The sequence below is a fragment of the Billgrantia tianxiuensis genome, from assembly GCF_009834345.1.
Taxonomy (GTDB): Bacteria; Pseudomonadota; Gammaproteobacteria; order Pseudomonadales; family Halomonadaceae; genus Halomonas; species Halomonas tianxiuensis.
Window position 1 is genome coordinate 1,802,383 of sequence record NZ_CP035042.1, and the last position, 26,231, is coordinate 1,828,613.

Below are 26,231 nucleotides of genomic sequence, written 5' to 3' on the forward strand. Positions count from 1 at the left end.
ACTGTCAGGCATCGGACAGGGGATGAACGACTGTTTCAATCGTTTGTTTTACAGCCGCGTGATGCCTGGTATATCGTAGGCCTTTTGTCACAACAAGAATCGTCGAGGTCAGGAGTGGCCGACCGTATCGACGCTGCTGTGGAGATAGCGCCAATGAGTGAACAAGCCAACGCCGGGATTCTCAACGGCCCCGAGCTGAAGGGAATGGATCGGTATCGATCGCTGATGGATGTCTTCCATGAAGCGGTGAAACGCTTTTCCGACAATCCCGCCTTCACCTGCATGGGCCAGACGCTGACCTTCGCCGAACTCGATCGGCTTTCGGCTGATTTTGCCGCTTGGCTGCAGCATGAGACCGGACTGCAGCCGGGTGATCGGATCGCCATTCAGTTGCCCAACGTGCTGCAGTTCCCGATTGCGGTCTTCGGTGCGTTGCGTGCCGGTCTGGTGGTAGTCAATACCAACCCGCTCTACACCGAGCGCGAGATGGCCCACCAGTTCAAGGACTCCGGCGCTAAGGCGATCCTGATCCTGGCCAACATGGCCAGCAAGCTCGAGAAAATCCTCGACCGCACCGGTATCGAACACGTTCTCGTCACCGAACTCGGCGACATGCACGGCTTTCCCAAGCGCTTCCTGATCAATGCCGTGGTCAAGCACGTCAAGAAGATGGTGCCCTCTTATTCGCTGCCGATGGCGGTGCCGTTCCGCAAGGCGCTCAAGGACGGTGCCTCACGGCAGCATCGCGAAGTCGAGCGCAGCCTCGATGATATCGCCGCGCTGCAGTACACCGGCGGCACCACCGGCCTGCCCAAGGGCACCATGCTCACCCACTGCAACCTGGTGGCCAACATGCTGCAAGCGGATGCGGCTATTGGTCTGGGGCTCGAGGAGGGCAAGGAGGTGGTGATCGCACCATTGCCGGTCTATCACATCTATACCTTCACCGTGAATTGCCTGTTCCTGGTGAAGACCGGCAACCATTCGATCCTGATCCCCAACCCGCGCGACCTGGATGGTTTCGTCAAGGAGTTGCAGAAGGTCAAGTTCTCTGTATTCATCGGCCTCAACACGCTGTTCAATGCCCTGTGCAACCGGGAGGACTTTCGCAAGCTCGACTTCTCCCGCCTCCACTTGACCATCTCCGGTGGCATGGCCCTGACCAAGGCCACGGCAAAGCGCTGGGAAGAGGTGACTGGCTGCACCATCGCCGAGGGCTACGGACTCACCGAGACCTCGCCGGTGGTCAGCTTCAACCCCATCGATGCCACCCAGCTCGGCACCATCGGCAAGCCGGTGGCGGGTACCACCGTCAAGGTGGTGGATGCCGACGACAATACCCTGCCGCTGGGCGAGCCGGGTGAGCTGTGCGTGAAGGGGCCCCAAGTGATGAAGGGCTACTGGAACCTCGACGAAGAAACCGCCAAGGTGCTGACCGACGATGGCTGGTTCCACACCGGCGACATCGCCGTGCTGCAGGAGGATGGCTATATCAGGATCGTCGATCGCAAGAAGGACATGATCCTGGTGTCGGGTTTCAACGTCTATCCCAACGAGATCGAGGACGTGGTCGCTGCGCATCCGGGGGTCGTCGAGTCGGCTGCGGTTGGTGTGCCGGACGAGAGCAGCGGCGAGGCGGTCAAGCTGTTCGTGGTCAAGCGGGACGACAGCCTCGACGAGCAGAGCTTGCGCGAGTGGTGCAAGAAGGAGCTGGCCGGCTATAAGGTGCCTCGTTTCGTCGAGTTCCGCGACGAGTTGCCCAAGACCAACGTCGGCAAGGTGCTGCGACGCCAGCTGCGTGACGAACAGAGCGAGAAGTAGACCCCGGCAACTGCTGGGAGCCGCTCGAGATCGGAATCCGCTTGAGATTGGCCGACCTTCGGCCCGCGGCGTTACAATGACCTGCCCGCTCCGGGACCGGAGCGGGCAGTCTTTCTTGGCAAGAGGAGAGTCGTGAGTACCGCAACCCGTACTGGTTCCGCCAACGCCGCCGACAGAGCCGAGCTGGAGCGCCTGGAGCGCACCCTGGACGAGGTCATGCTGCGCGACCGTGGGGCGTTGGCGCGCAGGCTGAGCGGTCTGGCACGGCGCCTGCGGGAAGGCAAGCCGGTCGACCGTGGCCTGGCCGAGGTGGCACGCAGCGTAGCGCGTTCCCATGAGCTTGCGACAAGTCGAGCGGCCCAGCCGGTCACTTTGCACTACCCGCCCGAACTGCCGGTAGCCGAGCGCCGCGACGAGATCCTCGCTGCCCTGCGCGATCATCAGGTGGTAGTGGTGGCTGGCGAGACCGGCTCCGGCAAGACCACCCAGCTGCCCAAGCTGTGCCTGGAGCTGGGCCTGGGGCGGCGCGGCTTGATTGGACACACCCAGCCTCGGCGCCTGGCCGCACGCTCGGTGGCTGCGCGCCTGGCCGAGGAACTCGAGGTGCCCCTGGGGGAGCAGGTGGGCTACCAGGTGCGTTTCACCGACCAGAGCGGTGACGCCACTCTGGTCAAGCTGATGACCGACGGCATCCTGCTGGCCGAGACCCGGCATGACCCGGACCTGACCCGCTACGAGGCGATCATCATCGATGAGGCCCACGAGCGCAGCCTCAATATCGATTTCCTGCTTGGCTACCTCAAGCGGCTGCTGCCGCGCCGGCCCGACCTCAAGGTGATCATCACCTCGGCCACCATCGACGTGGCGCGCTTCGCCGAACACTTCTCCCTGCCCGGGGGCGATGGCAAGCCGCAGCCCGCCCCGGTGGTGGAAGTCTCGGGACGTACCTACCCGGTGGAGGTGCGCTATCGGCCGCTGGTGCGCGAGGTCGAGGACGAGGCCGACCGCACCCTACAGGAGGGCATCCTCCACGCGGTGGAGGAGATCGAGCAGGTCGAGCGCGACAAGCGCTGGTTTCACGGGCCCCGTGACATCCTGGTGTTCCTGCCTGGCGAGCGCGAGATTCGCGAAACCGCCGATACCCTGCGGCGTGCCGATCTCAAGGGCACCGAGATCCTGCCGCTCTATGCGCGGCTCTCCAACGCCGAGCAGAATCGCGTGTTCGCGCCCCACGCCGGGCGGCGTATCGTGCTGGCGACCAATGTCGCCGAAACCTCGCTCACCGTGCCCGGCATTCGCTACGTGATCGACCCGGGGCTGGTGCGCATCAGCCGCTACAGTTACCGGGCCAAGATCCAGCGCCTGCCGGTGGAGCCGGTCAGTCAGGCCAGCGCCGACCAGCGCAAGGGACGCTGCGGTCGCGTGGCCGAAGGCGTCTGCATTCGCCTCTACGACGAGGAGGACTTTCTCTCCCGTCCCGAATTCACCGACCCCGAGATCCGCCGCACCAACCTGGCCTCGGTCATCCTGTCGATGCTGTCGCTGCTGTCGTTGAAACCCGATGATATCGAGCAGTTCCCTTCGTCGACCCGCCCGATCCACGCTTCATCAAGGACGGCTTCCGCCTGCTGTTCGAGCTGGAGCGGTGGACGAGGGCAACCGTTTGACCGATGTGGGGCGCAAGCTCGCCCGCCTGCCCATCGATCCGCGCCTGGCGCGCATGGTGCTGGCCGGGGATGAGCAGGGCGGCCTGCGTGAGGTGCTGGTCGTGGTGTCGGCGCTGGCGGTGCAGGACCCGCGCGACCGTCCGGCGGAGAAGCGCGAGGCCGCCGACCAGGCCCATCGCCGCTGGCAGGACCCGGACTCCGATTTCGTCGCCCTGCTCAACCTGTGGCAGGGCTTCGAGGCAGCCCGCGAGGAGCTCTCCGGCAACCGCCTGCGGCGCTGGTGCAAGGAACACTACCTCAACTATCTACGCTTGCGCGAATGGCATGACACATTCCGCCAACTGCGCCAGCTGCTGCGCGAGATGGAGATCGAGGTGCCGCCTCCCGCACCGCTGCCCGAGCCTGGGCAAGACGGAGAAGGGCATGACCAGGCTCGTCAGCAGGCGCGCCGCCAGAGTGCCGTGCAGCTGCACAAGGCATTGCTGCCGGGATTGCTGTCGCACTTGGGCATGCTGACCGAGAATCGCGAATACCTGGGCGCGCGCAACCGCAAGTTCGTCATCCACCCTGGCTCCGGCCTGGCCAAGAAGTCGCCCAAGTGGCTGATGGCCTTCGAACTGGTGGAGACCACCCGGCTGTTTGCGCGTACCGTGGCGAAGATCGAGCCGCAGTGGATAGAGCCCGTGGCCGGGCATCTGGTCAAGCGCAGCTACAGCGAGCCGCACTGGGAGATGAAACGTGCCCAGGTGGTGGCCAAGGAGCAAGTCACCCTGTTCGGTCTGCCCATCGTGGCCGGCCGCAGCGTGCATTATGGGCCTATCGCACCGCGCGAGGCGCGCGAGCTGTTCATCCGCCGTGCGCTGGTGGAGGGCGAATTTCGCACCAAGGGGAGTTCTTCGACTACAATCGCGCTCTGGTAGCGGAGGTCGAGGATCTCGAGGACCGGGCTCGCAGGCGCGACATCCTGGTCGACGAGGAAACCCTGTTCGCCTTCTACGACGAGCGGATTCCCGACGACATCGTCAACGGCAAGGGCTTCGAGGCATGGCGCAGGAAAGCCGAAGCCCTGGATCCGAACGTTCTCAAGTTCGATCGTGCCGCCCTGCTGGCGCGGGAGGCCGAGGAGGTCACCCAGGCGCAATATCCGGACGAACTGGTGCTCGGTGGGGTGCGTTATCCGCTCGAGTATCGCTTCGAACCCGGCGCGCCGGACGACGGTGTGACGCTGACGGTACCGGCAGCCATGCTGCCCCAATTGCCAAGCGCACGCCTCGAGTGGCTGGTGCCGGGGCTGCTGCGGGAGAAGTGCATTGCCCTGCTCAAGTCGTTGCCGAAGGCAATTCGTCGCCAGGTGGTACCGATTCCCGACTGGGTCGATGCCGCGTTGGAGACGCTGACGCCCGACGACGTACCGCTCACCGAGGCGCTGGGCGAGTTCCTGCGCCGGCGTACCGGAGTACGGCTGCATCCCGACGACTGGCGCACCGATCAGCTCGAGCCGCATCTGATCATGAACGTGCGAGTTGTCGACCATGAAGGCAGGCCGCTGGGCCAGGGGCGCAACGTGCGCGAGCTCGAGCGTCGCTTCGAAGCCGCGGCGGGCGAGGGCGCCCGGGCTCTGGCCGCCGAGGTTAGCGAAGCGCCGGAAGTGGGCGGCCTGCCCGAAGCGCCGCTGCCCGAGTCACGCGTGACGACCCAGGCGGGAATTCGGGTCGAGGCGTACCCGGCGCTGGTGCCGGAGGGTGGCGCCTTCCGCGTCGAGCTGTTCGATCACCCGGGCAAGGCTGAGCAGGCCCATCGCCGGGGCGTGGTCAGGCTGGCCATGGCCCGCCTGCCGGATCAGGTGCGCAGCATCCAGCGTCTCAAGGGGCTCGAGACATGTGCCTTGCTGTTTGCCAAGGTGGGCAGCAAGCGCGAGCTGTTCGACGATGTGGTCGAGGCGGTTTTCGCCCGAACCGTGGCCCAGGCGCCGTTGCCACGCTCGGCCGCCGAACTCGAGACACGACTCGAGGCGACCCGGGCCGAGCTGGTGCCTGCTGCCGAAGCGCTGGCCGCGACGCTGAAGCGAGCGCTCGAAGGCCATCTGGCCGTGACCAAGGCACTGAAGGGCAACCTCAACCTGGCCCTGGCCCTGGTATACAGTGATCTCAAGGCCCAGATGCAGCGGCTAGTGCATCCCGGCTTCGTCAGCGAGGCAGGGGAGTGGCTGGAGGAGTATCCGCGCTACATGGAAGCGGCACTGATCCGGCTGGAGAAGGCACCACGTGAGCGCATGCGCGACCAGATGCACATGCAGGACGTACAGGACTTCGAGGCGAGGCTGGCCGCACGGCGGGAGAGCCAGCGCCGCGGCGGCCACGAGGATCCCGAACTGGTGGAGTTTGGCTGGTGGATAGAGGAACTGCGCGTGTCGCTGTTCGCCCAGCAGCTCGGCACCCGCATGCCGGTTTCGGTCAAACGTCTCGAGCGGCGTTGGGCGGAACTGGTGGGGCATGGTCAAGGCTGAACTTGGCGTGCCGATAAACGAGACATGAGGCATCGGTTTGCCGATGCACGACCAGCGGCGAGCAGGCCGCACGAGGGAGATGATATGACAGACGTCGTGATTACCGGTACGGGACTCTTCACGCCGGAGCACGCCATCGACAACGATGCCCTGGTAGCCTCGTTCAACGCCTGGGTGGATGCCGAGAATGCGCGCCACGCTGCCGCCATCGAGGCCGGCGAACGCGAGCCGCTGTTGCACTCCAGCAGCGAGTTCATCGTCAAGGCTTCGGGCATCCACAGCCGCTTCGTCATGGATGCCGCGGGTATCCTCGATCCCGAGCGCATGCGTCCGCGGCTGCCGCAGCGCGGCAACGACGAACCCTCGATCCAGTGTGAAATGGGTCTCAAGGCGGCACGGCAGGCACTCGAGGCCGCCGGTGTCACTGCCAGCGACATCGACATGGTGATCGTGGCCTGCTCCAATCTGGAGCGTCCCTACCCGGCGGTGGCGGTGGAGTTGCAGGCGGCTCTGGGCACCCAGGGACACGCCTTCGACATGAACGTGGCCTGCAGTTCGGCGACCTTTGCCATCGACCTGGCGGCGGGCGCCATTCGCGGCGGCAATGTCAAGCGCGCCCTGGTGGTCAGCCCCGAGATCTGCTCGGCCCACCTCAATTTCCGCGACCGCGACAGCCATTTCATCTTCGGCGATGCTTGCACCGCCATCGTGATCGAGGATGCCGCTCTTGCCACCGCCGAGGAGCGCTTCGAGATCCTGGGTACGCGTCTGATCACGAAATTCTCCAATGCCATTCGCAACAATGCTGGTTTCCTCAACCGGGTCACCGACAGCGACCCGCTGGCCAGCGACAAGCTGTTCGTCCAGGAGGGACGGCGTGTGTTCAAGGAGGTTTGTCCCATGGTGGCGGCCCTGATCAACGAGCATCTGGCCAGCCTCGGGCTCTCCGGCGAAGCGCTTTCACGGCTCTGGCTGCACCAGGCCAATCACCATATGAATGACCTGATCGCACGCCGTGTGTTGGGGCACGATCCCGAGCCGGGCCAGGCGCCGATCATCCTCGATCGTTACGCCAATACCAGCTCGGCAGGCTCGATCATCGCCTTCCACCTCCATCGCGCCGACCTATCGTCAGGTGCGCTGGGGGTGGTCTGCTCGTTCGGCGCCGGGTACAGTGCCGGCTGCGTGGTGCTGCGTCGTCTGTGACGCGGCACCTCACGACAAAACATGAGGAGACCTATCCGATGGTCGTGAAGCAGACCGGCTTTATCTCTCGCTTCCTGGTCGCCCTGGCGGCTCTGGCCATGTTGGCGGGTTGTGCCGGCCGGGTAGCGGTGGAGGACCGTCACCCCGATGACCCCTGGGAAGGCTTCAACCGCCGGGTATTCACCTTCAACGAGGCGATCGACCGGGCTGTGCTCAAGCCGGTTGCGCGCGGCTATCGCGCCGTGACGCCTCAACCGGTGCAGACCGGGGTCGGCAACTTTTTCTCCAACCTGGGCGAGATTCGCACCACGCTCAACAGCCTGCTGCAAGGCAAACCGGCCAATGCCGGGCTGTCCACGTCGCGTTTCCTGATCAACTCCACCGTGGGGATCGCCGGGCTGTGGGACTTCGCTACCCACATGGGCATCACCGCCGAGAAGGAGGATTTCGGCCAGACTCTCGGCGTCTGGGGGGTTGGCGAAGGGCCCTATCTGGTACTGCCGCTACTGGGGCCCAGCACGGTGAGGGACACCTCCGGCTTGCCGCTGGACATGTATACCTATCCGCTGACCTATGTCGAGGATGACAAGGTGCGCTATGGCCTGACCGCGCTGCGTATCGTCGACGTGCGGGCCGGCTTTCTCGACCAGGAGGAGTTGATCCGCGGAGACCGCTATGTCTTCATTCGCGATGCTTACCTGCAGCGTCGGCGCTTCGAGGTCAGCGACGGCGAACTGGGTGACGACCCCTTCGCCAGCGACGATTTCGATTTCGATTTCGACGACGCCGATTTCGACGACGCCTTCGACAATGCCGAACCCGCCGATTGAGGCCTGAGCCGATGGATGCAGCCAAGCCGTTGATCGGCCTACTCGATGAGCCCGGTGCCTACCGCGACGCCCTGGCCGATACCATCGCGCGCGACGGTCTGGCGGTGTTCGCCGCGGAGCGCCTGGAGGATCTGCCCGCGGACACCGTGCTGGTCGTGGCCCATGCCCAAGCCATTCCCAGCCTGGAGTGGGCCAGCCTGACGGAACGTCTGCCCACCGTCGTGGTCAGCGACTCACGTCTCGACGCCGATTTGCTGACGGCGGTCGACGTGGGGCTGGTGGATTACGTCGTCGAGCCGATGCGTCATGGTCAGCTTCTGCGGCGCATGATCCGCAAGGCGATCGAATTGCGGCAGTTGGAAGACGAGCGCAATCATGACCGCGAGCGTCTGGCGCAGCTCAACATGCATTTGGAGGAACTCAACGAGAGCCTGGAGACGCACCTGGCGCTGTTGCGGCTCGACCAGCAGGCCGGCGGTCATATCCAGCGCAAGCTGTTGCCGCCGCATCCCCAGACCATCGGCGGCGTGTCTTGCGATTACTGGCTGATCCCCTCGCTCTACCTGTCGGGGGACTTCCTCGACTTCCAGCGTTTTGACGAGCGCTACACGCTGTTCTACTTTGCCGATGTGTCCGGCCATGGAGCCTCGTCCGCCTTCGTCACGGTACTGCTCAAGTATCTGTTCAATCGTTGGCTCGGCGAGTGGGACGCCAAGCAGCCGGAAGAGCTGCCGACACGCTGGCTCGCCGCGCTCAACCGGGAACTGCTCGATACCGGCATCGGCAAGCATGCCACCCTGTTCGTCGGGGTCATTGACCAGCAGCTGCATGAGCTTCACTATTCGCTCGGCGCCCAGTTGCCGAAACCCTTGCTGGTGGCCGATGGCAAGGTGGTCGAGCTGCCGGGAGAAGGGATGCCGGTAGGCCTGTTTCCCAACGTGGAGTATCCACGTTTGACGTATAGGTTACCGTCGAACTTCCGGTTATGGTTGTGTTCGGATGGAATACTGGAGTGCCTGCCGGGCGACACGCTCGACATGCGGCTCAGGGAACTCGAGCGACGTGTTCTGAACTGTACGACGTTGGAACGACTTCGTGACAGCCTGATGCTGGATATTCCCCCCGACATCGATGCCGAAGGGGATGGCGGCGGACAGGAACTGCCCGATGACCTGACGATCATGATGTTGAGCGGATTTGGCAATGATCACGAATGAAGGCCGCGTCCAGGCGGCGTTCGATTCCGGTGTCTTCGTGCTCAAGCTGTGCGGCGACGTACGCTTGACGCTCTGTGCGACACTCGATACCCAGGCCCAGCAGCTGGCACGCACGCCGGGCCTGCAATCGCTGATAATCGATCTGCGCGAAGCCACCAACGTGGATTCCACCGCCCTGGGGTTTCTGGCCAAGGTCGCCATGGCGGTAAAGGATCGGATTCTCTACAAGCCGACCATCGTAGTCGACAACCCCGACGTCAAGCGCATGCTCGAGGTGATGGGTTTTGCCCAGTACTTCGCCATGATGGAAACCCCCCTGACCGAAGCCAGCGAACTCTGCGACCTGCCCGAGGTACCGGCCGACATGGAGGAGATGCGCAAGCGTATCCTCGAGGCACACCGCATCCTGATGCGCATGAGCGAGCATAACCGCGAGGAGTTCCAGCCGCTGGTGGAGATGCTCGAGGCGCAGGAAACCTCGCACAGCGACAAGCCCTGATCCCCATCCTCACGGCAGGCGCAGCACGGGGGATCGTGCGCTACGCCTGGCGTTGCTTGCATGATGCAGCGTCACGGCGCCGATGCGCTTATCCCCGGCGCAGCTCGCCCAGCAGTTTCTCCAGCTTGCGCTGATCGTCGGCAAACTTGCGTATCCCTTCGGCCAGCTTCTCCGTGGCCATGGCGTCCTCGTTCATTTCCCAGCGGAACTCGGCCTCGTCCTGTGGCTCGGGAGGTGACGTTTCGGCATCGACCGGGGTCAGCCGGCGCTCCAGTCGGTCATGGCTTTCCGCCAGCTCGCCGAGCAGGGCCGGGGAGATGGTCAAGCGGTCGCAGCCGGCCAGGGCGAGGATTTCGCCCGTGTTGCGGAAGCTGGCACCCATCACGATGGTCTTGTAGCCATGGCCCTTGTAGTGCTCGTAGATGCGTTTCACCGACTTGACGCCCGGGTCGTTGTCGCCGCTGAAATCGGCATCCGGCCACTTGGCCCGGTTCCAGTCGAGGATGCGTCCGACGAACGGAGACACCAGCGTGACGCCGGCATCGGCGCAAGCCTGGGCCTGGGCGAAGCTGAACAGCAGGGTGAGGTTGCAGTGGATGCCTTCGCGCTCCAACTGACGAGCGGCACGGATGCCCTCCCAGGTCGAGGCGATCTTGATCAGAATGCGCTCGGGACCGATGCCGTGACGGTCGTAGCGCTCGATGAGCGAGCGTGCCCGGGCCAGGGTTGCCTCGGTATCGAAAGAGAGGCGTGCGCTGACCTCGGTGGACACGTAGCCGGGCACCAGACCGCTGATCTCGCTGCCGATCTCGACCGCCACGGCATCCAGGGCATCGTCGATGTCGGTGGCCTGGCGGGCGATCTCGGCGAGCCGCTCGCGACGCTCCTCGTGCTGGGCGGCCTGCAGGATCAGTGAAGGGTTGGTGGTCGCATCGGTGGGCTGGAAACGGCGAATGGCCTCGATGTCGCCGGTGTCGGCGACGACGGTACTCATCGTCTTGAGTTGGCTAAGCAGGTCCTCTGCCATGCATCTTCCTCGGTGAGTGGTGGTCCTGTCACTTTAGCAAGGCCATCGCTTCTTCTGCATCCTGCGAGTGAGGTTGCGTGAGCAGCACGCGTGGCTCCCACACTTGGGCTGCTTCGATGGAATCCTGCAGATGTCGGGAGTCGCGAGAGTCGATGACGAAGCGTCCAGCGTGGGCTCGCATCCGCTCGGCCTTTTCACGCAGCGAGTGGGCATCCTGGGTGGAGAGGCTCACCAGGCGGCCGTTGTCCCGGGTGACTGCCGTCATCTCGTCCATGGCTCGGTTGAGCTTGCCGATGCCGTCATGCTGATCTTGGGAGGCATGGTCGATCTGCTCCATCAGTCGCTGGACTTCGGCGATGGAGTCAACGATTGCCGCCATGCCATGGCTGGCATCGCTCGACAGTGCATTGCCTCGTTGAACGCTGTCGCGCGATGCCGTCAGCAGGTGGCGAATCTGGTGGGCAGCTTCGGTGCTGCGCGAGGCCAGTGAGCGCACTTCGCCGGCGACGACGGCGAATCCACGCCCTTGATCGCCGGCACGCGCCGCCTCGACCGAGGCATTGAGAGCCAGTAGGTTGGTCTGGAAAGCAATGGTGTCGATCAGGTCGACGATGGCATTGACCTGGCTGGCGTGCTCATGGATCTCTTCCATGGTGCCCACGAAGCGCTCCATGACGGCTTCACCCCGCCTGGCCCTGTCGAGGGCCATGTTGGCAAGCTGGCTGGCCTGGTTGGCGCTCTCGGCATTGTGCGTCACGTTACGGGTTAGCTCGTCCAGGTGAGTGGTGGTGTAGTCAAGAGCGGTTCCCTGCTGGCGGGTCTGTGAGGCAAGTGCCTGGTTGCTCTGAGCCAGCCGCTCGGCACTGTCGAGCACGTGCTGGCTGGTACCGTGAAGGTGGCTAACCGTGAGTACGAGGGACTGCTGCATGCCCGCCAGCTCCTGGAAGAGCTGGCGAACCTCCCTGAGGCCGTTCACTGGAATGGTGCCGGTAAGGTCGCCGCCGGCAATGGCGCGGAAATGCCCGATGATTGCCTGAAGCGGCGCGAGAACGTAGCGCTGGCTCAGCCAGGCCATGAGCAGCAGGACGCCCGATGCCAGCATCAATCCAATCGCCAGCAACCATCCGAATCGCTTGGCCTGCCGTTCTGCATCGTGCAGCAGGATAACGCCCTGCCGATCGGCAACGGCATAAAAGCGCCGGGCACTTTCCGTCAGTGCCTGACTCAGCTCGACCGCTTCCAGCGTCAGCTGACGATAATGGCTGCGATCCCCCGTCCGGATTGCCGAGAGTTGCTGCTGCATGATGTCGATCAAGCGTTCGGCCTGAGCGTCGAGCGCGTCACGCAGGGCCGGGTGTGGTGTCGATTGCGTGGCATCCATGAAGGCCCTGCGCGAAGCCTGCATTTCGTCGAGTTCGTCCTCTACGGCCTGCAAGGCGGCGATCGGATCGCCCAGGGAAGGGCGTAGCTGCCTTTCCAGGGCCCGGTCCATCCGGTTGAGGCCTTCCAGACTGGCCACATGCAGTCGATTCAGCATCGAGGCCTGCTGTACGTTGAGCCGCTCCAGCTCGGCCAGGTCATGCCGGCTTTGCTGCATCACGTTCCAGGTCAAAAGCGCGAAAGCCAGCAGCAGCAGTGTCACCAGGGCCAGCATGGCGTAACTGACATGGCGGATCGAGGTATCCAGTCGGCGCATTACTTGGGGTCCCTACGAAGTGTTGGTTGTCGTTGCACTCGAGGGACATGGTAGAAAGCTAATATTTCAGTTCGTGGCACAGGGACGAACTAATTAACGTGATGAGTCCTAATTAATGTGAGGAATGCTGGGGTAAATCGCTGTCTCACCATGCTAGTATCATTAGCCACCTATCATTTATGTATCGCAAGAGAGTTGCCTTGACCCTATCTCCTCGACGCGTGGCACTACTGGTGGCTATCAATACGGCTCTGGCTCCTTTTGCCATCGATGCCTACCTGCCAGCCATGGCATCGCTGGCCGACAGCGTTGGTGCCAGCATTCATCATGCCGAACTCTCCATCAGCGTGTTCATGGCCGGTTTCGCCATCGGCCAGCTGCTGTTCGGCCCGGTATCCGATCGGCTGGGGCGCAAGCCTGTCCTGCTCTCGGGGCTGGTGGTGTTCCTGCTCGCGAGCCTCATGCTGGCCACGGTCGGTTCGCTCACGGAACTGTTGGCCTGGCGCTTCGTGCAGGCGCTGGGGGGAGGGGCCTGCGTGGTCAACTCGACGGCCATCGTGCGCGACTGCTTCAGCGGCAGACAGGCGGCAAGTGTCATTTCCACCATGGCCATGATCATGATGCTGGCACCGCTGGTGGCGCCGCTCGTCGGCAGTGGGCTGCTATACCTGGCCGATTGGCAGTTGATCTTCATCTTTCTGGCCGCCTATGCAGCGTTCCTACTGTGGCTGATGTCGACCCGGCTGCCCGAAACCCGCGATCCGAACCAGCCCACGGCCTCGCTGGGCCAGGTGCTGGTCAATTACGTGAGCGTGCTGCGCCATCGCGAGGGACTGGGCTACATCTGTGCGGTGGCAGCCTCCTTCGGCGGGTTGTTTGCCTTCGTTACCGCCTCGCCTTACGTCTATATGGATCATTTCGGCCTTACGCCGGCCACCTATCCTTTCGTGCTGGGTGCCAACGTCATCTTCATTGCGCTCTCAAACCGGATCAACATCCATCTGCTACAGACGCGAACCCCCCTGCAGAATCTCTATCTGGGGCTTGTTCTGCAACTGGTAGCAGTGGTGTGCCTGGTGGTGGTGGTCATGGCCGGGCTGGCCTCGCTGCCGGTGGTCGTGCTGCTGGTCATGCTCTATTCGGGAATGATCGGGCTGATCTCGCCCAATGCCATGGCGTTGCTGCTGGATCGCTTCGGTCACATGAGCGCCACCGCCACGGCGCTGATGGGTGCGGCCAAGTTCGGCGCCGCGGCGTTGGCGGGCATCATGGTGGGCGCCTTCGAGATCGAGAATCTATGGCCCATGGTGCTGACCATGCTGGCAGCCTCGCTGTTCGGCAATGTCATGCTGTCACGGCTGGCTGGGCGGCCCGTGCATGCCTGAGATCTTCCTGCACTGGCTAGACATGGCACCGTTGACCTGGTTCGGATGCGCGCTGGTGCTGGCCTTGGGTGCCTTCGTGCAGCGCGCCACCGGCTTCGGCCTGGCGGTCATCGGTGCGCCGCTGTTGTTGATGCTCGAGCCGCGTCTGGTGCCGGTGATCCTGGTGCTGTTCGGGCTTACCGTATCGCTGATGACGGTGCGTCACTATCGTCATGAGGTTCGCCTCGGTGAGATCGGCATGGCGCTGCTGGGGCGTCTTCCCGGCAATGGTGTGGGGCTCTGGCTGCTGCTTGCCGCCCCCATGGCGCTGCTTGAGAAGCTGATCGCCGCAAGCGTACTGTTCGCCGTGGCGGTGACGCTGTTTCGTTTCCGCCTGCCGGTCAACCGCGTGAGCCTGTTCGGTGCCGGCGTGGTGTCGGGCATCTTCGGTACCGTGGCCGCCATCGGCGGGCCACCCATGGTGCTGCTGATGCATGGTCTGGCGCCGGATCGGCTGCGCGGCAATCTATCCGCCTTTTTCATCATTACCGCCAGCCTGACGCTCGCCACCCTGGCGCTGGCTGGCCAGGTGCGCCTGTGGCACTTGGGCCTGGCGCTCACTTTCCTTCCGGCGGTGCTGGCCGGCAACGCTCTGGCCAATCGTATCGCCCACCGCCTCGACCGGCGTCGGCTGCAGGGCGCTTCGCTTTCGCTGTGTACCCTGGCGGCGTTGGGCTTGCTGCTTTAGGGCGCTCGTTACGATCCGTTCACTTGTCATCTTTCTGCAATCAAGTCGCCGCAGAATCACTCCTGCGAATGGCCAATGAGCCAACACGACACCGCCAGGCCTTGGGTCTGCCGGATCAAAACGCAGAGAGGATAGTGAAGATGAGCTTCAAGAAGAGCACACTGAGCATGGCGATCGCCGCTTCCCTCGCCGTCGGTTTCTCGACCGCCGCCCAGGCCCGCGACACCATCCAGATCGCCGGTTCCTCCACTGTGCTGCCCTTTGCCAGCATCGTTGCCGAGGAGTTCGGTGCTTCCTTCCCCCAGTTCAACACTCCGGTGGTCGGCTCTGGTGGTTCCAGCGGTGGCCTGCGCCAGTTCTGTCAGGGAGTGGGCGAGAACACCATCGATATCGCCAACTCCTCCCGTGCGATTCGCTCAGGAGAGATCGAGAGCTGCAACGCCAGCGGCGTCAACGACATCCTCGAAGTCATGTTCGGCTACGACGGTATCGTCTTCGCCTCACGTATCGATCGTGGCGAATTCGCCCTGACCCCGCAGCACGTATTCGCTGCTGCAGCTGCACAAATTCCTCAGGACGGCCAACTGGTCGACAACCCCTATACCCGCTGGTCCGAGATCGACAGCGACCTGCCTGACCAGGAGATCGTGCTGGTCATCCCGGCCTCCAACCACGGTACGCGTGAGGTCTTCGAAGAGAAGGTGCTCCACGCCGGCTGTGACAGCTACGCCGAGATCGATGGCGACGCCTGTAATAGCTTGCGTGGCGACGGCCGCATCATCGAGATCGCTGGCGATTACACCGAGACCCTGGCGCGCCTCGATGCCCAGGCCGAAGCGGTCGGTGTATTTGGCTTGAGCTTCTACGATCAGAACCGCGATCGTCTGCAGGTGGCCACCGTCGACGGTGTGACCCCGAGCCTCGAAACCATCGGCTCCGGTGAATACCCGGTATCGCGTCCGCTGTACTTCTACGTCAAGGGTGAGCATCTCGATATGGTCCCCGGCCTGGCCGAGTACACCGAGTTCTTCCTCAGCGACGCTATCTCCGGTTACGGCAGCCCGCTGGAAGATGCCGGTCTGATCCCGATGGATGATGATGAGCGTGCCCAGGCACTGGAACAGTTCCAGGCTCGCACCGCCGTGTCCGCCGAGTAAGCCAGGCGCGGTGCCACGGGGGGCGGTGGTACCGCCCCCGACCTGTACGCAAGAGCGTAAGCTGGAGAGACGATGAACCTTGTCTTGATCGCTACCGTGCTGATTGTAATGGCGTTGGCCTATCAGATAGGGCTTTCGCGCAGCAGGGCGGTGGCAAGCGGTGGGGTGCGGCTGCATTCCCGACCCGGCTATTATGGCGTGCTGGTAGCCCTCTGGTGTGGGCTGCCGGCACTGCTGCTGTTTGGTGTTTGGCTGCTGCTCCAGGACGCCATCATCGAGATGCTGGTCATTCACCAGCTACCCCCGGAGCTGGCCGGTCTGAACGAGCGCGAGATGCAGGTGCTGATGCGCCGTATCGGTGCGCTGGCTTCCGGTCAGGGGGTAGCCGGTGAGGTGGGAGCCTACGAGGTTGCCGCCGCCCAGCAGATGTCCCGCCTCGAAAGCATGGGACGGCTCGCCATGTTCGCGAGTATGGCCGTCTTGGCTGTCGTCGGCCTGGTGCTAGCTCAGCGGCGAATCTCGCCGCAGATGCGGGCGCGCAATCATGTCGAGCGTGTGATCACGGCGCTGCTGGCGCTCAGTTCCGGTGTCGCTATTCTGACCACGGTGGGTATCGTCCTGTCGCTGCTTGGTGAAGCGGTCCATTTCTTCAGCTATATCAGTCCGGCGGAGTTCTTCTTCGGCACGGTGTGGAATCCGCGCTTCAGCAGTGCCGGTAGCGGGGGGCAGGGCCAGTTCGGTTTGCTGCCGCTGCTGTGGGGCACCGTGATGATCAGCGTGATCGCCCTGCTGGTGGCGATCCCGCTGGGCCTGATGACCGCTATCTACATGGCCGAATATGCACCGCCTTGGCTGCGCAGCGTAGCCAAGCCGGTCATTGAGGTCCTGGCCGGTATCCCCACGATTGTCTACGGCTTCTTCGCCTTGATCGTGATCGGTCCCTTCCTGTCGGGGCTGGGTGATCTGATAGGCATCAATATTCGCGCCACGAGCGCCCTGACGGCAGGGCTGGTGATGGGGATCATGATCATCCCCTTCGTCTCCTCGCTATCCGACGACATCATCACTCAAGTGCCCAAGTCGCTGCGCGACGGCGCACTGGGTCTCGGCGCAACGAAGTCGGAGATGATTCGTCAGGTGGTGCTTCCCGCGGCCCTGCCGGGGATCGTCGGCGCTTTCCTGCTAGCCGCGAGTCGAGCCATCGGCGAGACGATGATCGTGGTCCTGGCGGCCGGCAACAATCCCGTCTTGCATGCCAACCCCTTCGAGGCCGTATCTACCATCACCGTTACCATCGTCAACCAGCTGACCGGCGACATGGACTTCTCCAGCCCGCAATCGCTGGTGGCCTTTGCCCTCGGCCTCACGCTGTTCGTCATCACCCTCGGGCTCAATGTCATCGCCCTGGTGGTGGTACGCAAATACCGTCAGCAATATGAGTGACGTCTCGTGACTGCTACGAACCTAGAAATTGCCGATAGCCGGCGTCGCCAGCGCCTCGATGCCATCCAGCGGTCGCTGAATGCACGCCATGCTCGAGAGCGCCGCTTCCGCTTGCTGGGCCTGGGCGCCGTCATCACTGCCATGGTCCTGGTGGCGATCCTGTTTGCCAGCATCCTGGTGCGTGGGGTGCCCGCCTTCTGGCAGGCCACGCTCACTCTCGACATCTATCTCGATCCGGAGGTGATCCAGGTCGACGAGCGACCGGTACGTGAGCGAGGCGAGAGCCCGGCACAGTATCGGGAGCGTGAACTCGCCTGGCTGAACCAGCTTGGTATGGTCAACTGGAACGCCCTGATCGACGAGGCGCTGAAAGCCCAGCTGCCTGGTGAGATCGAGTCGCGTCAGACCCGCGATCTGCGTGCACTGGTGGCCTCCGGCGAACGCTTTGCCCTGCGCAATCGTGTCATCGAGAATCCCGATCTGATCGGTCAGACTGTCTCCGTCAAGCTGCTTGCCAGCGCCAACGTGGACGTCTGGCTGAAGGGCAACATCGACCGTAGCCTGCCCGACCATCAGCAGCAATTGAGTGCGCAGACCCGAGAGTGGGCGGACTATCTCAAGGAGCAGGGCACCATTCGAAATGCCTTCAGCACGGCACTGTTCATCAACACTGACTCACGCAGTTCCCCGGCGTCGGCCGGCCTCGCTGGTGCCTTCATGGGTTCGTTGTTCATGATGCTGATCGTCATTGCGCTGTCGGTGCCGCTGGGGTGGCCAGCGCCATCTATCTCGAGGAGTTCGCTCCCAAGAATCGCCTGACCGACCTGATCGAGATCAACATCAACAACCTGGCGGCGGTGCCTTCGATCGTCTTCGGCCTGCTGGGGGCGGCGATCTTCATTGGATATCTTGGTCTGCCGCTTTCTGCTCCCTTGGTGGGTGGCCTGGTGCTTACGCTGATGACGCTGCCAACCATCATCATCGCCACGCGAGCGGCGCTGCGTTCGATCCCGCCATCGATTCGTCAGGCGGCACTGGGCATCGGTGCATCGCGCGTGCAGACGGTGTTCCACCATGTGCTGCCCCTGGCATTGCCAGGGATTCTCACCGGCTCGATCCTTGGCGTGGCTCAGGCACTCGGCGAGACGGCGCCACTGCTGCTGATCGGTATGAATGCCTTCGTGGCCAACGTGCCCAGTTCGCCCATGGATCAGGCTACGGCACTGCCGGTGCAGATCTACCTGTGGCAGGGCAACGAGCTGCGCAACTTCTTCGAGGCACGCACCTCAGCAGCCATCATCGTGCTGCTGGGCTTGATGCTGAGCCTGAACGCGACGGCCATCTGGCTGCGCAAGAAATTCGAGACGAGGTGGTAACCATGACTGTATCCGTCACCGTGCCCACGGCCATGAACAAGCGCACCTTGGAGAGTCGGAGCGTCAAGATGAGCGCTCGTGGCGTCAAGGTGTTCTATGGCGAGAACGAGGCGCTTCACGGTATCGATCTCGATATCCTCGAGAACGAAGTGATTGCCTTCATCGGCCCCTCGGGCTGTGGCAAGTCGACCTTCCTGCGCTGCCTCAATCGCATGAACGACACCATTGCAGGGAGTCGCGTCGAGGGTCTCGTGACCCTGGATGGCAACGACATCTACGATCCTGCGCTCGATGTGGTGCTGCTGCGTGCCCAGGTGGGCATCGTATTCCAGAAGCCCAACCCCTTTCCCAAATCGATCTACGAAAACATTGCCTATGGCCCGCGGCTGCATGGCCTGGCGCGGCGCCGCGCCGAACTCGACGACATCGTCGAAAGCAGCCTGCGGCGGGCCGGTCTGTGGGACGAGGTGAAGGATCGCCTGGACCAGCCCGGCACGGGGCTGTCGGGCGGACAGCAGCAGCGTCTGTGCATCGCCCGCACCATTGCGGTGAGCCCCGAGGTGATCCTGATGGACGAGCCGTGCTCGGCTCTCGATCCGATTGCGACGGGTAAGATCGAGCAGCTCATCGACGAGTTGAGCGAGAGCTACACCATCGTCATGGTGACGCACAACATGCAGCAGGCGGCTCGGGTGGCCCACAAGACGGCTTTCTTCCACCTGGGGGAGCTGGTCGAGATGGGAGATACCGACGACATCTTCACCAACCCGCGAGAGCAGCGCACCCACGACTACATTACCGGACGTTTCGGCTAATCACGCGCGAGGTGAGCCAGATGAGCCAGTATCGGGTCCTCTTTCTCTGCAATGCCAATTCCGCCCGGTCGCTGATGGCCGAAGCGCTGCTCAACTATATAGAGGGCAATCGCATCGTGGCCTTCAGTGCCGGCGTCGAGCCTGACCGGCCCCATGAGCGAACCCTCGAAGCCCTGCACCACTTGGGTATCGATACCGAAGGCCTGGCGAGTGAGCCGCTGGAGCGCTATGCCGGGCAGTATTTCGATGCGGTCATCATTCTGTGCGACAAGGCGAAGCAGCATTGTCGCGACTGGGAGGGTGCGGCCGGAGAAGTAGTCTACTGGGACATTCCCGATCCACGCTTGAGCGAAGACCCAAATGCCTACCGCAAGGCACTGCGCGAGATCCGTGGTCGGCTTCAGTTATGGGTGGATGCCAAGCTGCGCAAGCTCGAAAGCGAGTGATCTGCACAGGCGGGTCGCCACTTCGCTAGAATGGTCTCTGACCAAATCGCTGGAGACCCTCGTGCCCGAGCTGGATCCCGTTCGAATCTTCAAGTGCCTGGGCGACGAGACCCGCCTCATGCTCGTGCTGCTGATTGCCAGCGAAGGTGAGCTTTGCGTCTGTGAGTTGACGCATGCCTTGCAGGAGTCGCAGCCCAAGGTTTCGAGGCATCTCGCTCAACTGCGGGGATGCGGCCTGCTGGAGGACAATCGCATCGGCCAGTGGGTTTACTACCGGGTGGGGAGCCGCCTTCCCGAGTGGGCCGGCCAGGTGCTGGAGTCGGCTCGAGTGGGAGAGGCCTCGCGACTGGCCACTCTTCGAGCTCGCCTGGCCGCCATGGGCGAGCGTCCCGAGCGACGTGCTACGCTCTGCTAGTCTCCCGCCGGCCCGGTGCAGGAGACGATCACTGCTGGCCCATGGGCTTGGCGGCAGGCCTGGCCGGATCGGTCAGGCCGCGCAGCGACCACAGGCCCAGGATCGGCCCCGGCAGCAGCCACCACAACACCCAGACATCCTGCAGCGCCCATAGCGTCGTGGTCAGCGAAATGGCGGGAATGGTCAGCGCGAAGCCCACCGCGTTCATCACCGCCAGGGTCGAGCCGATGCGCTCCCGTGGGGCCGTGGCGGCAGCCAGGGCGGAGAACTGGGGCGAGTCGGCAATCACCGTGAGGCCCCACAGGAACAGTAGCGCCAGCAACAGGCCCGGGGGCGCCCAGGCAAACAGGGGATAGACCAGGCAGATCGTACCGGAAGCGGCGAGCGCCCAGCGTGACACCCACAAGCTGCCCAGGTGGCGGCTGACCAGGCCGCCTCCCACGCAGCCCGCCAGACCCAGTGCAATGACCCCGAACGAGAGCCAGGCCACCAGGTCGGTGGAGGCCGCCAGCCGCTCGATCTCGCGATACACCAGGAAGGGCGTCAGCATCCAGAAGGCGTAGAGTTCCCAGCAGTGACCGAAGTAGCCGCCGGCCACGGCGCGGAAACGTCCTTCGCCCAAGGCCGCCAGGCCGTCGGTGAGGCGGGCCTTGCCGCTAGGCGGCGGCAGATGCGGCCCGTCGCCAAGTCGATGGATGGCCGCTCCGCCCAGCAGGGCAAGCAGCGAAGCGCCCAGCAGCGGCCACTCCCACGGCATGCCCAGCGTGCTGCCACGCAGCAGGTGGGGCAGGGCGGTGCCCAGGGTCAGCATGCCTACTAGCCAGGCGAGTGCGGCACCGGTATGCCGGGGCGTCCAGCCGATCACCAGCTTCATTCCCAGCGGATAGATTCCCGCCAGGCACAACCCGGTGCAGAAGCGCAGCAGCATGGCCAGTGGCATGTGCTGGGCTGCCAGCACGAAGCCGGCATTGACCAGCGCTCCCGCCAGGCACGATAGCGCGAAGATGCGGCTGGCGCGGAAACGGTCGGCCAGGCCCGTAGTGGCGATGAACAGGGTGCCGCAGATGAAGCCCGCCTGCACCGCCAATGTCAGGCGGCCGAGATCGACCTCGGAGAAACCGAGATCGCGCGAGAGTGAGAGTCCCACACCGTTGACGGAGAACCACAGCGAGGTGCCGCACAACTGGGCGAGAACGATGACGGCCAACGGGTGGCGCTGCCAGAAAGTTATGTTCATGCCCTCATCCTCACCGCGCTCACGCAGTGAGGCAAGCCGTCATTCGTCGGCTTCAGGCCGGGGAGAAACGGTGTCGGGTTCTGTTGGCGATGCGCACCAGGGCCAGCATTAGCGGAACCTCCACCAACACGCCGACCACGGTGGCCAGCGCCGCGCCGGATTGCAGGCCGAACAGCGCAATGGCCACGGCCACCGCCAGCTCGAAGAAGTTACTGGCGCCGATCATGGCGCCGGGGGCAGCCACGTTGTGCGGTACCTTCCAGGCCCTGGCCCAGCCGTAGGCGATGTAGAAGATCAGGAAGGTCTGCACGATCAGCGGAATGGCGATCAGCACGATGTGCAGAGGATTGGCGAGGATCACGTCGCCCTGGAAAGCGAACAGCAACACCAGGGTCACGATTAGCCCGGCAGGGGTGATCGGACCGACCCGCTTCATGAAGACGCTTTCGTACCATTCGCTGCCGTGGCGGGCGATCAGGGTGCGCCGGGTCAGGTAGCCGGCGGTCAGCGGGATGACGATGTAGAGCAGGACCGACAGCGCCACGGTATCCCACGGTACCTGGATGCTGGAGATGCCCAGCAGCAGTACCACGATGGGGGCGAAGGCGAACAGCATGATCAGGTCGTTGAGTGAGACCTGTACCAGGGTGTAGGCGGCGTCGCCACGAGTCAGGGTGCTCCAGACGAAGACCATCGCCGTGCAGGGTGCGGCACCGAGCAAGATCGCCCCTGCCAGGTACTGCTGGGCCAGTGGCTCGGGTATCCAGGGCCGGAACAGCACCATCAGGAAGAACCAGGCGATGGCGAACATGGTGAAGGGCTTGATCAGCCAGTTCACCGTGGTGGTGACAACCAGCCCCTTGGGCTGGCGGCGAACGCCGAGCACGGCGGTGAAATCGATCTGCGCCATCATCGGGAAGATCATCGCCCAGATCAGGATGGCCACCGGGATCGAAACCTGGGCGACTTCGAAGCGTGCCAGTGTCTCGGGAACGGCGGGGGCGAACTGGCCGAGCAACACGCCGGCCGCGATGGCAAGCGCTACCCACACGGAGAGAAAGCGTTCGAACCGTCCCATGCCTTCGGCGGAGGAAGGCGCCTGCGAGAGAGTGTCGTCGGACATGTGTCGCTCCTGCGGGAAGAAGGGCATGGCGAAAGATATATGCTTTTCCATATATGGGCAATGCCAACAGGCGTGTCGAATCCAGGGTCTGCGCTGCTATGATTCAGCCAATACTGATGATGGGGAAGCGACTTGGGCTCAACCGAACCTCTGCGGCTTGCCGGCGTCGGTATCGGCACGCTGAACGGCATCGATCTCGAGGTCTCGCCCGGCGAGATCGTTTGCCTTTCCGGGGCCAGCGGTTCAGGCAAGAGCCGGTTGCTGCGCGCCGTAGCCGACCTCGAACCGCATGCTGGCGAAGTCTGGCTGGGCGGCCAAGCCCAGTCGCAAACGCCCGGCCATGCCTGGCGGCGTCAGGTAATGCTGGTGCCCGCCGAGAGCCACTGGTGGGCGGAGACGGTAGGCGAGCACTTCGAGGTGCAGCCCGAAGGCGAGGCATTGGCCGCGCTGGGGCTGGAGCCCGAGGCACTGGCTTGGCAAATAGGACGCCTCTCGACTGGCGAGAAGCAGCGCTTGGGACTGCTGCGGGCCGTGAGCCGTGAGCCCAGGGCGCTGCTGCTCGATGAACCGACCGCCAACCTGGATGGTGTCACCAGCCAGCGCGTGGAAGCCTGGCTCACGGAATGTATTCGTACGCGTGGTTGGCCCACCCTGTGGGTGGCTCATGATCAGGGGCAGATCGCCCGGGTGGGGCGCCGTCACTGGCGAATCGCGGATGGGCGCCTGGCGGAGGTGGCTCACGCATGGAAGTGATCGAACTCGCTTGGTGGCAGCTGGCGCTGGCGGCTCTGATGGTGGTGGTTCTTGCCGGCTGCACCGCTGCCATGCGGTTGGGCATGAGTCGCAGTCTGCTGGTCGCGGCGCTGCGAACCGTCATTCAACTGGCACTGGTGGGCCTGGTGCTGGAGGCGCTGTTTGCCGCCGAGCGGCTGGTTTGGGTGGCGCTGATGGCGCTGGCCATGCTGCTGATCGCCGGGCGCGAAGTGATGGCGCGCCAGAAGCGGCGCCTGCTGGGTGGCTGGGGGTTCGGCATCGGCACGCTGTCGATGTTTCTCTCCTCCTTCACCGTGGCCGTGCTGACGCTGACGGTCATCATTGGCCCCGAGCCGTGGTACCGGCCACAGTATGCCATCCCGCTGCTGGGCATGATGCTTGGCAATACCATGACCGGCGTGGCCTTGGCGCTGGATCGCCTGACCGATACCGCTTGGCGTCAGCGTGGCGTGATCGAGAATCGGTTGATGCTGGGCCAGCCCTGGCAGGTGGCGATCGGTGACATACGCCGTGAAGCGATACGCAGCGGGCTGATGCCGATGATCAACGCCATGGCCGCTGCGGGAGTAGTCAGTCTGCCGGGCATGATGACCGGCCAGATACTCGCCGGTACGGCGCCGGGGCTGGCGGTGAAGTATCAGATCCTGATCATGTTCGCGATCACGCTGGGCACGGGCTTCGGTACGCTGGCCGCGGTGGCGGCGGGTAGCCGCCGCTTGTTCGATGGACGCGAGCGGCTGCGTCTCGATCGGCTCGCCAGACCCCGCGCATGACCCTGCCCGCTGCCGTCCCGGAAGCGGGCAGGCTCGTCATGGCGCTGCGTTCAATCGATCAGCTCTACCGCCACCGCCGTGGCCTCGCCGCCGCCGATGCACAGGCTGGCGATACCGCGTTTGCCACCCTTGGTGCGCAAGGCGTGGATCAGCGTGGCGATGATGCGCGAGCCGGTGGAGCCAATGGGGTGGCCCTGGGCGCAGGCGCCGCCGAAGACGTTGACCTTGGCGTGGGGGATGTCGAGTCCATCCATGGCTAGCAGAGTGACCACGGCGAAGGCCTCGTTGATCTCGAACAGATCGACGTCGGCCACGCCCCAGCCCAGCTTCTTCAGCAGCTTGTCGATGGCGCCTACCGGGGCGATGGTGAACTCACTGGGATGCTGGGAGTGGGTGCTGTGGCCCAGCATGCGAGCGATCGGCTTGGCGCCGAGCCGGTCGGCGGCGGCCTGGCTGGCCAGGATCAGCGCCGAGGCGCCATCGGAGATCGAACTGGAGTTGGCGGCGGTGATGGTTCCGTCCTTGGCGAAGGCGGGGCGCAGCTCGCGAATCTTGTCGAGCTTGGCCTGGAACGGCTGCTCGTCATGCTCGACCACGCTCTCGCCCTTGCGGCTGGTGACGGTGACCGGGGCCATCTCGGCCTTCAGGTGTCCGGCGTTGGTGGCCTCCATGGCACGCTCGAGCGAGGCAATGGCGAAGTCATCCAGGCGCTCGCGGGAGTAGCTGCGCGAATCGGCGACTTCCTGGGCGAACACGCCCATCAGCTTGCCGGTTTCGGCGTCTTCGAGGCCGTCGAGGAACATGTGGTCCTTGAGCTCGCCATGGCCCAGGCGGTAGCCGGTGCGTGCCTTGGTCAGCACATGGGGGGCGTTGGACATCGACTCCATGCCGCCGGCGAGCATCACCTCGCCGCTGCCGGCGCGGATCAGGTCATGGGCCAGCATGGTGGCCTTCATGCCCGAGCCGCATAGCTTGTTGATGGTGGTGGCGCCGATACCATCGGGAATGCCGGCCTGGCGCATGGCCTGGCGGGCCGGCCCCTGCTTGACCCCGGCGGGCAGGACGCAGCCCATGATGCCCTCGTCGATGGTACTGGACTCGATGCCGGCGCGCTCGATGGCAGCGCGAATGGCAGTGGCGGCGAGCTCTGGAGCGGTGAGGCTTGCCAGGCTGCCCAACATCCCGCCCATCGGTGTGCGGGCGGCGGAAAGGAATACGATGTCGCTGGGGCTGCTCATGGTGCGGTCTCCTGTCGAATCATCCGTTATGATTATCGTCCTCGAGAGCCGACCCCGACAGGGCTCTCGAGTGTATCGTTGGGCGTGCTCTGCAGCATGTCGCGTTGACCTGCCAGCGCCGCTGTGCTTTTCTCAAGATCAACCAAGCAAGCGCTAGTGTAAACCCGATGAATGTCGTTAACGAGTCCCCACGCCGCAAGGAACTGACCCGTCTGGCCGCCCAGTTGTTCGTCCAGGAGGGCTTCGATCGCACCACGGTACGCATGCTCGCCCAGGAGATGGGCATCAAGTCCGGTAGCCTGTTCCACCATTTTCGCGACAAGCAGGAGATCCTCGCGGCCGTCATCGAGGAGGGCACCCAGAACGCCCTGACGCTGGCGCATCAGGCCCTGGAGGAGTGCGGCGATTCCGCCGACGAGCGTCTCCATGCCATGGCCCGGGCTCACCTGCAGACGCTGCTGACCGACCGTAACGCGCATGTCGTCGCGCTCTACGAGTGGCGGCGGCTGGATGCGGCGGCGCGAGCGCACCTCAGCCATTTGCGTGACGCCTATGAGGAACTATGGGAGCGGGTCATCGACGAAGCCCTGGCCGCCGGGCTCATCCATGGCGATCGCTTCCTGGTGTCACGCTTCGTCATGGGCGCGTTGAATTGGACGGTGCGCTGGTACGACCCCGAAGGCGCGCGCAAGCCGGACGACCTGGCCCATGAGTTGGTGGCCATGATCACTTCCTCCTCTCGCGCTTCCTGACCCTCGGCTTCCTGATCCTCGACCAAGGTCTAGCCTACGACCGCTGCCGCAGGGGTTGCCCCGCCCTGGCTTTGCTTCTAGTTTGTACCTAGCGCTTGCTA

The 26,231-nt window shown here is 64.0% G+C and carries 22 protein-coding genes and 1 pseudogene; 18 read left to right on the forward strand and 5 right to left on the reverse strand.

The window, feature by feature from the left end; all coding sequences use genetic code 11:
• The first annotated feature begins 153 nt into the window (after positions 1 to 153).
• The 6 genes and pseudogenes from EKK97_RS08390 to EKK97_RS08415 all read left to right on the forward strand — a co-directional run bounded on the left by EKK97_RS08390 (position 154) and on the right by EKK97_RS08415 (position 9,746).
• Entirely contained in the window at positions 154 to 1,821 is a 1,668-nt protein-coding gene (locus tag EKK97_RS08390) for an AMP-binding protein (protein WP_159551063.1), read from the forward strand.
• A gap of 216 nt (positions 1,822 to 2,037) precedes the next feature.
• Positions 2,038 to 5,994: pseudogene (gene hrpA, locus EKK97_RS08395) on the forward strand (ATP-dependent RNA helicase HrpA).
• Positions 5,995 to 6,078: 84 nt separating this feature from the next.
• Positions 6,079 to 7,200 (forward strand): beta-ketoacyl-ACP synthase III, encoded by a 1,122-nt coding sequence (locus EKK97_RS08400; RefSeq protein ID WP_159551065.1) that lies wholly within the window; start codon positions 6,079 to 6,081, stop codon positions 7,198 to 7,200.
• 38 nt (positions 7,201 to 7,238) lie between these two features.
• Entirely contained in the window at positions 7,239 to 8,030 is a 792-nt protein-coding gene (locus EKK97_RS08405) for an MlaA family lipoprotein (protein ID WP_159551067.1), read from the forward strand.
• Between the two features lie 11 nt (positions 8,031 to 8,041).
• A complete protein-coding gene (locus EKK97_RS08410; protein ID WP_159551069.1) occupies positions 8,042 to 9,247 on the forward strand; it encodes a PP2C family protein-serine/threonine phosphatase in 1,206 nt (401 codons plus the stop codon).
• A complete protein-coding gene (locus EKK97_RS08415) occupies positions 9,234 to 9,746 on the forward strand; it encodes an STAS domain-containing protein (RefSeq protein ID WP_159551071.1) in 513 nt (170 codons plus the stop codon). The genes EKK97_RS08410 and EKK97_RS08415 overlap by 14 nt, the downstream gene beginning before the upstream one ends.
• Positions 9,747 to 9,834: 88 nt before the next feature.
• Here the strand turns inward: EKK97_RS08415 and tal are convergent, their stop codons facing one another.
• Together tal and EKK97_RS08425 are read right to left on the reverse strand one after the other, a co-directional pair.
• A complete protein-coding gene (tal, locus tag EKK97_RS08420) occupies positions 9,835 to 10,773 on the reverse strand; it encodes a transaldolase (RefSeq protein ID WP_159551073.1) in 939 nt (312 codons plus the stop codon).
• A gap of 28 nt (positions 10,774 to 10,801) precedes the next feature.
• Positions 10,802 to 12,469 (reverse strand): methyl-accepting chemotaxis protein, encoded by a 1,668-nt coding sequence (locus tag EKK97_RS08425; RefSeq protein ID WP_234286409.1) that lies wholly within the window; start codon positions 12,467 to 12,469, stop codon positions 10,802 to 10,804.
• A gap of 200 nt (positions 12,470 to 12,669) precedes the next feature.
• Here EKK97_RS08425 and EKK97_RS08430 point away from each other — a divergent pair, with 200 nt between their 5' ends.
• The 9 genes from EKK97_RS08430 to EKK97_RS08465 all read left to right on the forward strand — a co-directional run bounded on the left by EKK97_RS08430 (position 12,670) and on the right by EKK97_RS08465 (position 20,233).
• Positions 12,670 to 13,854, forward strand: coding sequence for a multidrug effflux MFS transporter (locus EKK97_RS08430; RefSeq protein WP_159551075.1), 1,185 nt, complete (start codon positions 12,670 to 12,672; stop codon positions 13,852 to 13,854).
• A complete protein-coding gene (locus EKK97_RS08435) occupies positions 13,847 to 14,581 on the forward strand; it encodes a sulfite exporter TauE/SafE family protein (protein WP_159551077.1) in 735 nt (244 codons plus the stop codon). The genes EKK97_RS08430 and EKK97_RS08435 overlap by 8 nt, the downstream gene beginning before the upstream one ends.
• A 140-nt stretch (positions 14,582 to 14,721) precedes the next feature.
• The gene (locus EKK97_RS08440) at positions 14,722 to 15,738 is read left to right on the forward strand and encodes a substrate-binding domain-containing protein (RefSeq protein WP_159551079.1); all 1,017 of its coding nucleotides are present in this window, start codon (positions 14,722 to 14,724) and stop codon (positions 15,736 to 15,738) included.
• Between the two features lie 72 nt (positions 15,739 to 15,810).
• On the forward strand, positions 15,811 to 17,181 hold the full coding sequence (gene pstC, locus EKK97_RS08445) for a phosphate ABC transporter permease subunit PstC (protein WP_159551081.1): 1,371 nt from the start codon (positions 15,811 to 15,813) through the stop codon (positions 17,179 to 17,181).
• A 6-nt stretch (positions 17,182 to 17,187) separates the two neighbouring features.
• The gene (locus tag EKK97_RS26080; RefSeq protein WP_236551407.1) at positions 17,188 to 18,000 is read left to right on the forward strand and encodes a DUF3333 domain-containing protein; all 813 of its coding nucleotides are present in this window, start codon (positions 17,188 to 17,190) and stop codon (positions 17,998 to 18,000) included.
• Positions 17,952 to 18,557, forward strand: a complete 606-nt coding sequence (locus EKK97_RS26085; RefSeq protein ID WP_236551408.1) for a PstA family ABC transporter permease — start codon at positions 17,952 to 17,954, stop codon at positions 18,555 to 18,557. Before EKK97_RS26080 ends, EKK97_RS26085 begins: the two co-directional genes overlap by 49 nt.
• Positions 18,558 to 18,589: 32 nt before the next feature.
• Positions 18,590 to 19,372, forward strand: a complete 783-nt coding sequence (pstB, locus tag EKK97_RS08455; protein WP_159555733.1) for a phosphate ABC transporter ATP-binding protein PstB — start codon at positions 18,590 to 18,592, stop codon at positions 19,370 to 19,372.
• A gap of 20 nt (positions 19,373 to 19,392) precedes the next feature.
• Entirely contained in the window at positions 19,393 to 19,818 is a 426-nt protein-coding gene (locus tag EKK97_RS08460) for an arsenate reductase ArsC (protein WP_159551083.1), read from the forward strand.
• A gap of 118 nt (positions 19,819 to 19,936) precedes the next feature.
• Positions 19,937 to 20,233 (forward strand): metalloregulator ArsR/SmtB family transcription factor, encoded by a 297-nt coding sequence (locus EKK97_RS08465; protein WP_422673562.1) that lies wholly within the window; start codon positions 19,937 to 19,939, stop codon positions 20,231 to 20,233.
• A 28-nt stretch (positions 20,234 to 20,261) separates the two neighbouring features.
• Here the strand turns inward: EKK97_RS08465 and EKK97_RS08470 are convergent, their stop codons facing one another.
• Both EKK97_RS08470 and arsB read right to left on the reverse strand, forming a co-directional pair.
• Complete coding sequence (locus EKK97_RS08470) at positions 20,262 to 21,470, reverse strand: MFS transporter (RefSeq protein WP_159551087.1); 1,209 nt, start codon at positions 21,468 to 21,470, stop codon at positions 20,262 to 20,264.
• A 52-nt stretch (positions 21,471 to 21,522) separates the two neighbouring features.
• On the reverse strand, positions 21,523 to 22,593 hold the full coding sequence (gene arsB / locus EKK97_RS08475; RefSeq protein WP_159551089.1) for an ACR3 family arsenite efflux transporter: 1,071 nt from the start codon (positions 22,591 to 22,593) through the stop codon (positions 21,523 to 21,525).
• 132 nt (positions 22,594 to 22,725) lie between these two features.
• On the opposite strand from arsB, the gene EKK97_RS08480 reads away from it, so the two are divergent.
• Both EKK97_RS08480 and EKK97_RS08485 read left to right on the forward strand, forming a co-directional pair.
• The gene (locus EKK97_RS08480) at positions 22,726 to 23,346 is read left to right on the forward strand and encodes an ABC transporter ATP-binding protein (protein WP_159551091.1); all 621 of its coding nucleotides are present in this window, start codon (positions 22,726 to 22,728) and stop codon (positions 23,344 to 23,346) included.
• Positions 23,337 to 24,140 carry an ABC transporter permease gene (locus EKK97_RS08485; RefSeq protein WP_159551093.1) on the forward strand — a complete coding sequence of 268 codons (804 nt, stop codon included), beginning with the start codon at positions 23,337 to 23,339 and terminating at the stop codon, positions 24,138 to 24,140. Before EKK97_RS08480 ends, EKK97_RS08485 begins: the two co-directional genes overlap by 10 nt.
• Before the next feature lie 50 nt (positions 24,141 to 24,190).
• Here the strand turns inward: EKK97_RS08485 and EKK97_RS08490 are convergent, their stop codons facing one another.
• Positions 24,191 to 25,378: an acetyl-CoA C-acyltransferase gene (locus tag EKK97_RS08490; RefSeq protein ID WP_159551095.1), complete on the reverse strand. Its 1,188-nt coding sequence runs from the start codon at positions 25,376 to 25,378 to the stop codon at positions 24,191 to 24,193.
• Between the two features lie 167 nt (positions 25,379 to 25,545).
• Between EKK97_RS08490 and EKK97_RS08495 the strand changes: the two genes are divergently transcribed.
• Positions 25,546 to 26,130: a TetR/AcrR family transcriptional regulator gene (locus EKK97_RS08495; protein ID WP_159551097.1), complete on the forward strand. Its 585-nt coding sequence runs from the start codon at positions 25,546 to 25,548 to the stop codon at positions 26,128 to 26,130.
• Positions 26,131 to 26,231: the final 101 nt, after the last annotated feature.